We start from the raw sequence: 14313 nt of genomic DNA, 5'->3' as shown, positions 1-14313 counted from the left end.
GTTCAGTCGTCGGTCTGGACGAGAACGAGTTCGGCGGCGACGTTGCCCTGCGTCGCGCGGCTGTATGGGCATCCCCGGTGCGCGGCCGCCAGCAGGTTCCGCGCCTGGTCGTCGGGCACGTCCGGCAGTTCGGCCTCGATCCGGACGGTGAGGTCGATGCCCTCGGCGAGGCCGCCGACCATGCCGACGGTGACCGACACCGCCGACTCGACGACGTCGATCTTCTCCTGCCGGGCGGCGGCCTTCAGCGCGCTGTGGAAGCAGGCCGCGTACCCGGCGGCGAACAACTGCTCGGGGTTGGTGCCCTGGCCGTCGTCCCCGCCGAGGGCCTTCGGGACGGACAACTGCAGCGCGACGCGCCGGTCGGTCGACTCGACGCGGCCTTCGCGCCCGCCCCAGGCGGTCGCCGTGGCGGTGTACAACGTGGATGGCATAGTCGTTCCCTCCGATGCCGACCAGGCCGGGCCGGTATCTCATATAATTAACGTACTGCCACGGTACATTAATTCTCGGGGATGGTGAAGTGAGCTCAGCAGGACGTCCGCGCGGGCGCCGGCGCGACCCGTCGATCGACGCGCGGGTTCTCCGTGCGGCGGTGGACGAACTCGCCGAACGGGGGATCGCGGGGTTCTCGACCAACAGCGTGGCCGCACGGGCCGGGGTCGACAAGCGCGGCATCTACGCCCGCTGGCCCGACCGCGACCGGCTCGTCGTCGACGCGCTGGGCACCCTCGCCGCCGGGCTGACGGTGCCCGGGACGGGCGCGCTGCGTACGGACCTGCTCGCGATCGTCCCCGCGGTGGCCGCGGTGTTCACCAGCCCGCGCCTGGAGATCCTGCAGCGGTGCGTCCAGGAGGCGCAGAACCATCCCGCCATTTACGCCGGTTTCCGCCGCGACTTCATCGACCACTGCATGGCGGTCGTGGAGGACGTGTTCCGCTCGGCCCGGCATCGCGGCGAAATCCCCGGCACGGTCGATCCCGCACTGGCCTGCGAGGCGTTCCTGGGCGTCATCCTGACCAGGGTCAGCTTCTCCGGCGAGGCGTCCATCCTCGACCCCGACCGGCAACACGCCATCGTCGACTTCTTCGTCACCACGCTCGAGCCCGGCGCACCCGCCAGACCAACCTAGATCGATTTCCCCATATCGCTTCACGCCGAAGACGTCACTGGCTCGAACCCAATATCGCCCACGTTCCCCAGGTCAGAGGCTTGCTCTCGCAGAGAGTGGGCCTCTTGTCGCTGTTCGGGCCTGACGAAGAGGTCACCGGTTTACTTGGCCCCTGTCCTGCTGATTGAAGACAGGACCCTGCCCCATTCTAGATGAGCTCATCAGTTCACTTGGGCTAACTGACGCAACTGGACTTGGCGGAAAGGAGAATCCCACACGGCGGTGGCTACGCTGCGCGGCAACCCCGGTTCCGCCGATACTGGCCGTCGGGCGTGACGCCAACGCCGCGGCGTCGGCACCGACCACGTAGGTGCCGACGTGGTCGGTGCCGAGCCCGTGCTCGGGCGCCAGTCCGACCGCGCACTTGCTCGTCGTACCTGCCGTGTGGCTTGCCCGGCAGCCCGACGCTGCGCGAGTCCCCGATCGCCGATGACCGCTTGCAGGCGCACGTCGCCGATGTCGACATAGCGGCTGGTGAAGGTGTCGGGGAAGCCGGGCGGCAGGTGCGGTGCTCCGGCGACCGATCCGGGGCCTTCGGGCATGGGTGTCTTCACGGCGTTCCATCTGCCGATGGCGAATTCGACGGCGGCTTCCGCGAACCGTCGAAACAATGGGGCGGCCGAGGACGGCGTCCGGCCTGTGGTTACCCCCACCCGGAGAATGGGGTCTGCCGCAATGATTCCCTCGGGACCGGGAACTAGGGTCGGAAACGTGATCATTTCTCGCCTGGTGATGGGCGCCGTGGTCGCGGTGACCGGGATTGCCGGCTCGTCTGTCGCCTCGGCGCAGGAGCCCCGCGACCGGCCGTCCGGCATGACGCGGTATCTCGATCAGAGGCTCTCATGGGGGCCGTGTCCGGACGATGCCACCGAGCTGACCAAGGCGGGTGCGCAGTGCGCCCAGGTGAGCGTGCCGCTCGACTACGCGAACCCGGACGGCCGGTCCATCGAGCTGGCGATCTCCAGGATCGAGGCCAGGGACGGCTCGCACAGGCGAGGCGTCCTGCTGTCCAACCCGGGCGGGCCCGGCGGGGCCGGCCTCGACTACACGGCGCTGCTCCGGCCTGCGATGAAGGACGCGGCCGACCGTTACGACCTGATCGGCTTCGACCCCCGGTTCGTCGGCCGCAGCACGCCGATCTACTGCGGGACGTCCCCGACGGTGCAGCCGACGCACTCCCGGCGCGAGGCGTTCGAGGCGTCGGTGCGGAACGCGCGCGAAACCGCGCGGCTCTGCCACGAGCACGGCGATAACGCGGCGCTCCTGCCGCACGCCACCAGCGCCAACATCGCCCGCGACATGGATTTGATCCGGGCCGTCCTCGGCGAGCGGAAGCTGTCCTACTACGGGATCTCCTACGGCGCCGACCTGGGCGCCCTCTACACGCAGATGTTCCCGCGCCGCGCGGACCGGATCGTCATCGACAGCGTGACCGACCCGGCGCTGACGCAGTACGAGAACTTTCAGGCGGCCGGCCCGGCGCAGGAGGAGGGCCTGGACGAGTGGGCCGCGTGGGCGGCTCGCCGCCACGCCGAGTACCGGCTCGGCCGCACGCCCCGGCAGGTCCGGGCGGCGGTCGAACGGCTTGGCGCCCAGGTGGACAAGGGGCCACTCCGCATCGGCGACCACGCCATGGACGCGAACATGCTGGGGCTCATCCTGCGCCAGTTCGTCGCCCACGAGGAGGACAACGCCGCACTGGCGAAGGCCGTCCGGAACATGGCCGACGCCGCCGACGGACGGGACGTCCGGCCCGTCCCGGAACTCGCCATGTGGCTGGAACTGTTCAGCGAGCCGAACCCGGAGCTGGACAACCAGTTCAACAGCGGCAACGCGATCTTCTGCGGCGACGCAGGTTGGCCCGGCGGCGGCTGGCCGTCCGAACCGGAGACGTACTGGCGGAACATCGAGCGGGCGCGCCGCACCCAGCCGGTGTTCGCGGCGACGGCGAACGGCATCTTCCCGTGCCCGTTCTGGCGGACGAAGCCGCACGAGGCCCCGGTGCGGATCGGCAACCGGGTCCCGATGCTGCTCCTCCAGGCCGAGCGCGACAACAACGTCCCGTACTCCGGTGCCGTCGCGATGCACCGAAGGCTCAAGGGCAGCCGACTGGTCTCGGCGGACGTCCGCTCGCACGGCGTGTACGGACGCGGACTCGACGGCCGCACGCCCGTCCCGTGCGCGGACCGCGCTGTCAACGCCTACCTGCGGACCGGCGTTCTCCCCGCGCGCGACATCACCTGCGGCTGACGAGCCACGGGGACTGCGCGGCCCCGTTCATGCCGGTGACCGCGGCCTCGTGCGGCCGCGGCCGACGAGCGACCCGGCGGCGGCGCCGCTCCGTACCCGGCGGACGTCCGGCCTGGGTGGGCCGAGCGTTCGGACTGCCGCAGGGCGCGTCGCTCTTCGGCTGCTGAGGGTGAGGCCTACCGGAAAGTCTCCCTGACCCGAGGTGCGATCTTGTATGTGGTCAACACCGGCTGCGCGAGGCGGCTGCTCGCCGACTTCCCGCCTACGGGGAAACTGCGGCCGAGGTGTCGAGGTCGTGTCCGGTGCCGGCGATAGCCGGCCCGCAGTCGTCGGGGAGGCTGGCGTGGACCAAGGCGGTGGCGTCTTGGGGGTTGTCGGCTTCTCCGATGGCGGGTCCGTCGGGTGAGCGGTCGCGCCACCACGCGACGCGGTACGTCCCGTCTGGTCGGGGGTCGATCACGGGGATGTCGTGGGTGTAGGGGAATCCGGTGCAGCGGCTGAAGTTCAGCGTTCGGTGGCTGTGGAAGGGGAACAGTGCTCGCAGGCGGGGTCGTGCGTAGGCCGCCTCGATCAGGTCGTGATCGACGTGCCGGGCTGAGGTGGTGCGGTAGATCGCCCATTGGGCTTCGACCGCCTCGCCGCGTTCGTGGGCTTCTGCGAGCGGGCTGTACTGGACGAACGGGCAGGCGGTCTTCAGCTCGTCCAGACGCGTGCCCGCCTGCCAGAGGCCGGTGGCCTCGGCGGCTGCGGCCAAGTCGCCGGTCCGGGCTTTGGCCATCATGACGCCCCGGCCCCAGAACTCCATCAGAAGACAGCGTTCCTGGCTCGCAGCGGTGACGCTCACGTGCCGATGGCCGTCACCGACCCGTGTTGCGCAATCCCACCAGCCCGGAGCACCGGTCAGCTGGGCCGTCAGCTCATGGCCTGCATGGTCGAGTGCGGTCTGCATCGCGGCCTGGAGGCTTCCCGCCCGGTCTATCTCGGGATAAAGGCGGACGTAATGCCCTCGCGGCTGTCGTGTCACGGCTTCAACTCTGCCGCAGTGTCATTGATTTCGGACTGATTGGTGCTCACCCACGTCGCCAGGCCGCACCCGTGCGGATGTGGATGAGGCGCGGGACCGCGTCTTGTGGAGATGCCGATGCCGACGCCGTTCCCGCGACCGGTGATGCGGGCAGCAGCCGGTTCTTGACGAGTGCCATGCCGACGGGTTCAACCCATGCTCGGTAAGCGAAGGGGAGATGGGCGACATGCACGTCATGCCGAAGAACGTCCGGGGGCGCTGCGATACTCGCCCGCATGTCGCCCATCCCCGCGGTTCCCGCGGACCCGAACGGCTCGACGATCTACCTCGACTGGGTGAAGGCCGCGGACCCCGCCGCCCTGCCCCTCGCGGAGGACGCGTGCGCCGCCCTGCGCCGCCGCGGAGGTCTGCGCTTCGAGAAGCCCGGCCGGTACGTGGACGAGATGCGGGCCGAGGCGCGCCGCCTCCCGGCGGCGCACCGGCCGTGGTTCCTCGACATGGTCGGGCACCGGCTGCTCGAGGCCTCGCCCCGGTACGCCGGGACGGCCTACGCCGCCGCACGCGACGCCGAGCGAGCGGACGGCCTGCCCGTCGACCCCGGCTACCGGCTGGCCAACGCGCGGCTGTTCGCGACGGCCGGGGCGCTCGGTGCCGCGCCCGTCCGCGACCACCGGGCGTGGCTGGCCGCGACGTTCCCCGCCGACCGCGCGCACCGGGAGTTCGCGGCGTTCGCCGAAGGGTGGGGGAACGGCGGCTCGCCCCCGCCGGCGAACCTGCACGCGCTCGTCCGCGCGTCCGCCAAGGCCGCCGGGCTGGGCTTCGAGGCCGACGCCGAGGTGCTCGGACGGGCGCTCGCCGGGGCGCGCGGGACGGCGCTGCCCGACGGGCTGCTCGACGGCGCCGCGAAGGTGTTCGGGCAGGCCCCGCCGCCGGACGAGACCCGCGCGGCGCTCGCCGAGCTGCTCCCGCCCGCCGCCACCGACGGCGGCGCCTGGCTGCGGATGCTCGACGCCGCCGGGATCGTCGACGCGATGGCGGCCGGGGACGTCCGGCCGGAGGGCGGGCTCGCGGGCTGGCTGGGCCGGTTCGCCCGCCGGTACAAGCACGTCAAGGTCCCGTACGGGGGCGTGACGGCGCAGCCGATGCCCGCCGAGCTGTACGCGGCGCTCCCGATGCTGGCGCCGCGGCTGAAGGCCGAAGGCGCGCCCGTCGAGCTGCACGCCGACGTGTACCGCTACCCGTACTTCGACGCCGACCTCCTCGACGCGTGCCTCGCCGAGGGCGTGCCGGTCCGGGACGCCCCCGCGAGGCTGCAACTGTGGGGCGGCGCCTCCCGCCGCGACCTGCGGGCCCTCGCCGCCGACCCCGTCTTCGGCAAGCGCCTGGAGGGCACGGTCCACGCGGACCTGCGGCACGGGACGGCGATCACCCGGCTGCCGGCCGGTCCCGGCGTCGAGCCCGCCGTTCGGGAGCGGCTCGACGGGCTGCTCGAGCGCGCCGCCGGGGCGGCGCTCGGCGCCGCGGCCGGTGCGATCGCCGAGCTCGACGGTCACCTCGACCCGCCGACGATCGCCGCCCTGGACGGCCTCGACGGCGCCCTCGACGCGCTCGACCTGGCCGTCCCGCTCGCCCGGACGTTGCGCGCGGGCGTGCACGCCGAGCTGCACTGGCCCGCGCTGGATGAGGCGGTCGCCGAACTCGGCGAGGACGTGCGGGGCGTGACGTCCACCTGGCCCGTTCTCACCGTCTACGGCCGGGAGCGCGCGATCGCGATCGACCATCGGGGACGGCGCGGCGCGTGCGGGTTCGCGTTGCCGCCGGGCGTGCAGGTGCACAGCGTCCATTACGTCGGCGGTGATTTCCTCGTCGGCTGGTCGACGCGGCGCGACACCAAGGCCGACGAGGCGTGCTGGGCGAGCGACCCGGCGGCCGTCTTCGCACCGGCGGACGCGTCCGGCATGGAGGCCTGCCGGGGGCTGCTGGACGACGCGCTCGGCTTCCACTTCGAGACGGCCGACGGCGGCCGGTTCGACGGCGTGCGCGTGCTGTTCCCCGGCGGCCGGGACGGCATCGCCGAGGGCGAGCAGCTCACCGACGGCACCCGCGTCTGGACACTGTCCAGGTACGGATCCCCCGGGGCCTGGACCGTGTTCGACCCCGCGACCGGTGAGCGCTCCGGGCCCGGCGCCGCTCTCCCGGACTTCTTCACGTCGGCCCGGCGCCCCGGCGGGCCGGACTGGGACCATACCCGGCTGAGCCTCGTCCGCCTCCCCGCCGGTGTCGCCGATTCCCCGCTCGGCCAGGACGGCGCGCTCGCCGGTTTCCGCGTCGTCGGGGCCTTCGCCGGACGGACGAACCCGCGCCCCTGGACGATCGAGGGCGCCGACGGCCGCCGCGCCACGTTCCCGATGCGGCCGGGCGACGGCCGTCCGTGGGGGATCGTCCGGATGCCCGCGGGCGGCGCCGACCTCATCGCCACGCAGGTCACCCGGAGCGCGCTCGCGGTGATGCGGTTCTTCGACGCCGCCGACGCCGCGCTGCACTGGGAGGGCCGCGCGTTCCCCGCCGCCAAGGGCGACTCCGGTGCCGATCCGCAGGGCCGCCCGATGCTACCGCCGCCCGCGTTCTGGCACTTCCTCGCACCGCGCCACCTCGGCTCGTCCCGGGCCCTGCGCCGGACGGACGAGCGCGCGGCGCGCGCCCTCCTGCGGGCCGCGGCGTCCGGCGAGTCGGCCGACGTGCGGGCGACGCTCGCCGAGGTCCTGCCCGGCGTCACCGACCCGGAGATCATCGGGGCGGTCGTGGCGACCGTGCACCGCGCCGCGGACGTCCTCGGCCGCCGCACGGACATCTCCGGCCGGGTGCGGACGGTCCGCACCGGCGCGGCCGCGCGGCCCGCCGCCGAGGTCCGCGACCCCGACCTGGTCGTCGCGCTGCGCGGCCTGCTGCCCGAGCTGAAGCCCTACGAGCGGTGGAGCCCGTCACCGCAGGCCGCGACGCTGACCGCGGTCGCCGCCGACGGACGGTTCCTCGCCGGCGAGATCGACGACGCCACCCGGCTGGCCAGCCCGCCCGGACGGCCGCAGAACTGGCCCGCCCTGCTCGGCTCGATCGACGCGGCCGCCTGGCGGCTGATCGCCCCCTCGACCCCCGACGCCGACCGCGTCGCCCTCGCCGGTCTGCTGCGCACCTGGATCGGCCAGCCGTTCGCCCGGCCCGGGACCTGGCGGCGCGGACGCGCCACCGGCGCCGCGCTGGCCGGACTTCCCGGCACCGTGCTCACCGGCATCGTCCCGTCCGCCGACGGGCCGGTCGGCCCGGAGAGGACGTACCGGTTCGTGCAGCGCGCCGACGCGCCCGAACCGGACGGTGCCACGGACGTCGAGACCGTGACCACCGGCGACGACGCGTCCCGGCTCGGCCGCCTGCTCGACCTGTTCGACCGGCACGGTCCGCTGAAGTTCGCCGAGGGCGCGGTCGCGGCGTTCACCGGACGCACCGGCGTCCGGCGGGCCGTCGCGGCGCTCGTCCTGGACGGCCTGCCGCGCCGCCGGAACCACGGCAGCGACCTCACCACGAACTTCGAGGCGCACGACAAGATGCTGCGCGGCAAGCCCTACGCGGCGAGCAAGGCGGTCGCCGAGGAGGCGGAGGAGCTGTCCCGGAAGCTCGGCCACGCGGGACGGCTCCGCGTCCTCGCGGCGGCGATCCCGTCCGACCCCGCCGGGCTGTGGACGGCCGGCGGGCTCACCGGCGCCGCCGAGCGGATGGCGGACGCCTGGCTGGAGTTCGTCGACCGGTGCCCGCCCGTGGACGAGAAGGCGGCCGGCCAGCTCGAAACCGACCTCGGGCTCGGCACCGCGATGGCCGCGGCCCTGGCCGACCCCGGCTCGTCCGGCATCGCCGCCGAGGACCTGCGCTGCATCGTCGCCGCCCGGGCCCGGTCCGGCGACGACCACGCTCTCGAGGTGTACCCCCTGCGCGCCGACCGCTACCGCCTCTACCGCGACCCGTACACGGCCGTCGCGTCCGCGCTGGTGTGGGCGCTGACCGACCGTCCCGTCGGCGATCCCGCCACCGCGGGCGCCGCCGACCTGTACGCGCGGCTGCGCGCCAGGATGGCCGCCCCCGAACTCCTGCTGCCCACCCAGAAGCCGCACTCGCTGCGCAGGTCGGCGCCGGACGCGTTCGGGCCCCGCACCGTGCCGGTCCGCCGGACGGACGACACCGGCCCGCTCGACGAGATCGACCCGGACGTCACCGCCTACGACGACGGGCTGCTGATCGTCCACGCGAACGGCGGCATCCAGTGGCCGATCGTGCGGCCGTCCGCGTTCGCCGACCCGTCCGTCCTCGACCGGCTCGAGCGGATCTGCGCCGAGCACGACCTCCCCGGCGTGCTGCGCGAGGTGCGCGGGATCGCGCTCCGCTACGACGGCGGGATCGCCCGCATGGTCGCGCGGGCGGCCGACACGCCCGTCCCGCCCGGCGGGTACGAGGCGAACCCGCTGCTCGGCGTGCCCGAACTGGTCGCCGAGGCGGCCGCGCGGACGGGCGCGGGCGAGGACGCCGCCGCGCTCTACCTCCAGCTCCTCACCCTCGCCCGCCCGACGGACCGCAACGTCCGCAGGTGGAACGGCTGGACGGCCGCGCGGCACAAGCGGGCGCAGGCCGAGCTGGTGCGGCTCGGCCTCGTGGTGGAGGAGAAGCGGGCCCGCGCGGGCCGGACGGCGTTCGTGCCGGGGGAGTGGACGGAGGTGAAGTCACCCGAGCTGCCGCTGGAGACGGCGAAGCTCGCGCCGCACCTCGCCGAGGTGCCCTACCGCAAGGAGGTCCATGGCCCCTTCCTGCGGTTGCTCCCGACGGCGCCGCTGCACGAGATGTTCGCCGCCGCCTGGTCGCGCGCGGTTTGCCAATGAGGTGTTGTCTCAGGCCCAGTCGATGACCTGGTTCAACAAATGCGGGGAGTGGGTCGCGATGAGCTCGGTGTACTTCTCGATGTGGCCGCGCATCAGTTCTTCGGCCTTCGTGGGTTTGCCCTCCGCGATGGCTTTCTCGATGTCCGCGTGGGCGATGTTGCGGTCGGCGTCGGCGACCGCCGGAAGCCGCTGACCACGGGAGATGTCCTCGGTGATGTCCCGCAGGGCGTGCGCGAAGAGGAGCAGGACCGGATCGTCGGCGAACTTGGCGACCGTGAAATGGAAGTCCCGGCGCCCCTCCGCGTCGACTTCTGTCGACTGGGCGGACTCCTGGGCCGACCAGGCGACACCCGACTTCACGCGCTCGGCGGCAAGACGTGCCATGAGCGGCTCGAGGTGGAGGCGACTGTTCGCTCGGTCTTGGTGTTGTCGAGCTGTTTGCACTGCGCCGGGTCGAGGAGTCAGGGCCCCGGTCCTGCACTTCTGCGGCGAAATTCGCGAACGTGGCTACACCGGCAGCCAGAAACCGGAACGGCCGTCAGCGGTGGTGCCGTCTGCCTGCCCTATACACCGCGGTAGCCGTGTATGAGCCTTTGGGTGATCCCTCGAACGCTGCGTGGGAGGACATTGGCGTCCTGTAGTCGGAGGGCGGCCTCGGCCTGCTGCCCGGCCTGGGCGGCGGTCGCGGCGCGCAGGAGGGCATCGAGCCCCTCTGTCAGCCGCCAAGCGGCCTTGGCGAAGTCGTTGTTATCGGGACCCGCGGGAGGCAGGGCACCACCGGCCGCTACACGGGCGGACTCCCCGCCCGAAACTCTTCCTGAGTGTGGGGGGGAGTTCGTTGACGAAGCCGAGCTTCTCGCGCAGCTGCGCGACCAGTTCCATGAGATCGGGCAGCACTGCCGCCAGGTCGGCGTTCGGGGTCGGATACGCGCGGGGTGATTCGCTCATTGGCAGGCCGCTCCTTTGCTTGCCGAGTCCGGCCGGGGCTGCGGAGACCCGGCGACCGGATGCTCCGTTCAGGCTTTCATCCGCCGGCTCGTCTCCGCATGGGCCGGTGCGGGCCTATCTCGGCGTTCGCAGCGACATCGCGTGTGTCGCCTCGCCCGATGCCTCCATCGGTACCTGGTACGCGGCGGTGCATGGCCGATTGCGGCTCGCTGGGCCTGTCCAGGGCAAGCCTTGCCGATCCTATCGATTTTCGATAGATTTCCATCGTGTCTCGATCGATGGAGGGGTGATGGGGAAGCTGACGGTGCTCGCGTTGCGTGCAGTGCTGGCGATGCTGCTCGCCGGATCGGTGTTCGTGCAGACGGTGATGATGTGGCTGCTGGCCATCGACCTGGAAGAGGAGCTCGACCCGGAGAACGCGCACATGCGCGTCCCGATCCTGATGATCCTGATCCTGGGCATCGCGACGATCCAGGTCGTCCTGGCCTGCGTCTGGCGGCTGGTGACGATGGTGCGGCGCGGGACGGTGTTCTCCCACGCCGCCTTCCGCTACGTGGACATCGTGATCGGCGCGGTCACGGCCGGGGCGCTGCTGACGTTCGCCTTCGGCGTCGTCCTGGCGCCGGGCGAGGCCGTCGCCCCTGGAATCGTCCTGCTGGTGGGCGGCGCCGGCGTGGCGGTCCTGGGGGTGGCCCTGATCGTGCTGGTGCTGCGGATGCTGCTCGCGCGGGCCGTCGCCCGCGACGCCGAAGCGGCGCGGATGCGGGCCGAGCTCGACGAGGTGATCTGATGCCCATCGTCGTCGACATCGACGTGATGCTGGCCAAGCGGAAGATGACGGTGGGCGAGCTCGCGGACCGCATCGGAATCACGCCCGCCAATTTGGCGGTGCTCAAGAACGGCCGAGCCAAGGCGGTGCGCTTCACGACGCTCGCCGCACTCTGCGAGGTGCTCGAATGCCAGCCGGGAGACCTGCTCCGCTGGGAGGCCCCCGACGCCGCACCGGACACTGCTGATTCGACCGCGGACAGCGTGAACGTCACGGACGGGTGAGCAGATGGCGGTGCTTGGTGATGGCGCTGTTCACGGCGCCATCGAGGTCGCAGTGATGCTGACGGAGGACGGCTACCCAGCCACAGCGCCGCGCATACCTACGGCGTACCCAGGGACATCGAGAAGGCATGGACGAATGGAGGCGTTGACTCCGGCCGCCATCAGCTGCTCCACCGTGCAGCGGGCGACGCGAGGCCGTCACGGCGCAGCCGCTTGGGCTTCGCACCGCACGGTTCAGCCGGACGGGTCGTGGCTACGGGTCGCGGACCGTCCGCCACTCGAAGTCCCGTAGCGAGGCGGTGGGCCGATGCAGTCGTGCCCATCGCCGCACAGCGGCCGTGTCGGCGCCGTGGTCGGGCGACGCCGACATGGCACCGACATCACGATGCTCGGTGGTGACACGGTCGGCGGTACCCGTCCCGATGGCTAGCCGCGCTACCAGTGACGCCACAACCCCACCAATGGCGCCCGCACCGCAGCCCGTCCTATACCTCTCCGACGCCACCGCACCGTCGCTGATGTGGTGGCACCGCGCGTGGGGCCTGCCGGCTCGGTGGACGTACGCCGAGCACGGCCACAGGACGGCGTGAGGCGCTCGCTGTGGCCGACCACAGTTCGTCCTGCCGACGTCCACCGGAATAACGGGCCGGGTGCGCGCATGCTCGCACAGACCGGAGCGGATCAACCCTTCATCGAGGGCGAGGCGGCCCGGGCCGTCCTCGCGTTGAAGCGAGGCCCGGCCGACGAGTTGGGGTTCCGTGTGAATCGGCACCTGTGACCGGGTAGGCAGTGGTTTCACGACGGTGTTGCCTATCAGCCTGCAAACTGGTCGCGGCCATGCCCTTTCGTTCCGTAGTTTGCACTGCCGGTCGGCCGGGGCTGAGGGGAAGACCCGCGAGAAAGACGATTACGCGGGCCGTCGTACCGCCGACGGAGTAGCGTCCGTTGCATGACGCATCTGTAGAAAGCATCGACGGAGCACGGAGGTACACCGATGGACACGTCTGCGGTTTTGAAGGCTGTTGTCGAACAGACGAGCACGCTCGCCGACTGGGTACACGGCCGGGACGCGGCGGCCCCGGTGCCGACGTGCCCGAAATGGAAGCTGGCGGATCTCGTCGACCATGTCGGCGCGACACAGCGCATGGTGACCATGCTCGTGGGGGAGCGGATGGCCGAGCCGAGCAGGGCGTTCGCCGGCTACGTCCCTGCTCCGACCGATTCGGCCCAGTGGCGAGCGTGGCTGAACGACGGCGCGGCCGAGGCGAAGCGGGCGTTCGAATCGGTCGCCGACGACACGCCGGTGTGGGATCCGTCCGGCGGTGCCGCAGGTGTGCCCTTCTGGTCGCGGCGGCTGCTCGGCGAGGGTTGCGTGCATCGTGCGGACGCGGCCGCGGCGCTCGGCATGCAGTACGAGTTGAAGCCGGAGATCGCCGTTGCGGCCGTCGAGGATTGGCTGGACACGATGACGTCCCGCGGTTACTGGGAGAACAGGCCGGACTTCGCCGATGCGGTGCGCGGCGATGGCCAGACCCTGCATTTTCACGCCACCGACGCGTCCGGAGAATGGGTGATACGTCGGGAGCCGGACATGGTCGTTTTGGAACGCGCGCACACCAAGGCGGACGTCGCGGTACGTGGCCCGGCCGCCGAATTGCTGCTCGTCCTCAGCAGGCGTCGCCTGCTGGAGGCGGCGTCCACGCTGGACGTACTGGGGGATCGGGCGCTGCTAGACCACTGGATCGAACACATGGACTGGGTCGCCGACGGTTGATGCGCGCTCGGACGCAGTGAGTCCAGCGCGGCCCGGTGACTCACGGCTCAGGATGAGGCGGGCCCCCTCAGCAGGTAAGACCACCTCCGCTGCGGGCCGGGCTGGGCATTCTGCTCGGCGGGGAGACCAAGGGACTGAGCTCATGCCGGCGGATCTGCGTGATGTCGCGTTCCTTCCGATCCGCCGGTTCCTGGTGGACGCCGGGATCGCGGTCCTGAGCTACGACAAGCGTGGTGTCGGCAACTCGTCGGGGCAATGGCGCACGGCGACGATGGACGACCTTGCGGCCGACGCGCTGGCCGCGTTGGACTTCTTGCGCTCGCAACTCGCGGTGCCGGCCGAAGCGGTCGGGCTGTTCGGGCACAGCGAGGGAGGTTGGGTCGTGCTGCGCGCCGCCGTCCAAGATGCTCTGCCGTGGGTCATCATCAACAGTTGCCCGGGGACGACCCCGGCCGTACAGGAACGCTATGCGTTGGCCAACACCCTGCAAGCCGATGGCTTGGCTTCACCGCAGCACATCGACCGAAGTCTGGCCTTGTACGACCGCCTGGTGGAGGCAGGACGACGCGATGCCGGCTTCGCCGAGGCGACACGGCTCATCGCCGCTGCCGGGGAGGCATCGGACATCGCCGCTTACTGGGCGGATGTGGACGAGGACTTGGGGGATTCCTCAAACGCAAGCAGGATCATGGTCCTTTGCCGGACGCGCTGCGGCTGCGCCGCCCGCACTTGGCGATCTTCGGAGGAGCGGACGAACTGGTGCCCTTTGCCGACAGCATTCGGATGTTCAGTGCCGTGGCCTGTCATCGCGACCGTGCTCCGAGGGCGACACTGACCGTGGAGGTGATCCCCGGGGCCGATCATCGCATCCAGATAGACGGTGTCCTCTCCGCAAGCTACCTTCAGGCCCTTTCGGCGTGGATCCAGGCGCGAACGCGCTGACGGTTAGAGCGTGTCTGTAGCTCTTGCTGGAGGGCTTGTCGCGTATTTGATCAGAGCCATTCGTTGATGGCGGGTGATGTGGTCCGCCGGGCGGTTCGGCCTGATTCTGGTCGTGGCGGCGGGTTGTCGGAACAGGTCCTAGTGTCCTGAGTCATTAATTCGCCTGCAGTACGAGGCGAGGGTGTCGAGAATTTCGTCGGCTGTCTTCGTCCAGATGAAGGGTCTGGGGTCT

At 71.5% G+C, this 14313-nt stretch carries 10 protein-coding genes; 7 read left to right on the top strand and 3 right to left on the bottom strand.

Features of this window, described 5'->3' with window-relative positions:
• Nucleotides 1-2: 2 nt before the first annotated feature.
• A complete protein-coding gene (locus AB0L25_RS39055) occupies nt 3-434 on the bottom strand; it encodes an organic hydroperoxide resistance protein (protein WP_500178449.1) in 432 nt (143 codons plus the stop codon).
• Nucleotides 435-523: 89 nt separating this feature from the next.
• Between AB0L25_RS39055 and AB0L25_RS39050 the strand changes: the two genes are divergently transcribed.
• Nucleotides 524-1132, top strand: a complete 609-nt coding sequence (locus AB0L25_RS39050; protein WP_500178447.1) for a TetR/AcrR family transcriptional regulator — start codon at nt 524-526, stop codon at nt 1130-1132.
• 750 nt (nt 1133-1882) lie between these two features.
• Nucleotides 1883-3421 carry an alpha/beta hydrolase gene (locus tag AB0L25_RS39045; protein WP_500178446.1) on the top strand — a complete coding sequence of 513 codons (1539 nt, stop codon included), beginning with the start codon at nt 1883-1885 and terminating at the stop codon, nt 3419-3421.
• A 262-nt stretch (nt 3422-3683) separates the two neighbouring features.
• On the opposite strand, the gene AB0L25_RS39040 is transcribed toward AB0L25_RS39045, so the two are convergent.
• Complete coding sequence (locus AB0L25_RS39040) at nt 3684-4445, bottom strand: DUF6193 family natural product biosynthesis protein (RefSeq protein ID WP_500178444.1); 762 nt, start codon at nt 4443-4445, stop codon at nt 3684-3686.
• A gap of 275 nt (nt 4446-4720) precedes the next feature.
• On the opposite strand from AB0L25_RS39040, the gene AB0L25_RS39035 reads away from it, so the two are divergent.
• Complete coding sequence (locus AB0L25_RS39035; RefSeq protein WP_500178442.1) at nt 4721-9364, top strand: hypothetical protein; 4644 nt, start codon at nt 4721-4723, stop codon at nt 9362-9364.
• Nucleotides 9365-9373: 9 nt separating this feature from the next.
• Here AB0L25_RS39035 and AB0L25_RS39030 read toward each other — a convergent pair whose 3' ends face one another.
• Nucleotides 9374-9808 (bottom strand): FCD domain-containing protein, encoded by a 435-nt coding sequence (locus AB0L25_RS39030; protein ID WP_500178441.1) that lies wholly within the window; start codon nt 9806-9808, stop codon nt 9374-9376.
• A 793-nt stretch (nt 9809-10601) separates the two neighbouring features.
• On the opposite strand from AB0L25_RS39030, the gene AB0L25_RS39025 reads away from it, so the two are divergent.
• From AB0L25_RS39025 to AB0L25_RS39010, 4 genes are all read left to right on the top strand, one after another.
• Nucleotides 10602-11102, top strand: coding sequence for a DUF2975 domain-containing protein (locus AB0L25_RS39025; protein ID WP_500178440.1), 501 nt, complete (start codon nt 10602-10604; stop codon nt 11100-11102).
• Nucleotides 11102-11365 carry a helix-turn-helix domain-containing protein gene (locus tag AB0L25_RS39020; protein ID WP_500178439.1) on the top strand — a complete coding sequence of 88 codons (264 nt, stop codon included), beginning with the start codon at nt 11102-11104 and terminating at the stop codon, nt 11363-11365. Before AB0L25_RS39025 ends, AB0L25_RS39020 begins: the two co-directional genes overlap by 1 nt.
• Before the next feature lie 994 nt (nt 11366-12359).
• The gene (locus AB0L25_RS39015) at nt 12360-13139 is read left to right on the top strand and encodes a maleylpyruvate isomerase family mycothiol-dependent enzyme (protein WP_500178438.1); all 780 of its coding nucleotides are present in this window, start codon (nt 12360-12362) and stop codon (nt 13137-13139) included.
• A 52-nt stretch (nt 13140-13191) separates the two neighbouring features.
• The gene (locus tag AB0L25_RS39010) at nt 13192-13974 is read left to right on the top strand and encodes an alpha/beta hydrolase family protein (protein WP_500178437.1); all 783 of its coding nucleotides are present in this window, start codon (nt 13192-13194) and stop codon (nt 13972-13974) included.
• Nucleotides 13975-14313 lie beyond the last annotated feature (339 nt).

The organism is Spirillospora sp. NPDC052242 (assembly GCF_040679555.1).
In the GTDB taxonomy this organism is placed as follows: Bacteria; Actinomycetota; Actinomycetes; order Streptosporangiales; family Streptosporangiaceae; genus Spirillospora.
This window is presented reverse-complemented; position numbering and strand designations above follow the sequence as displayed.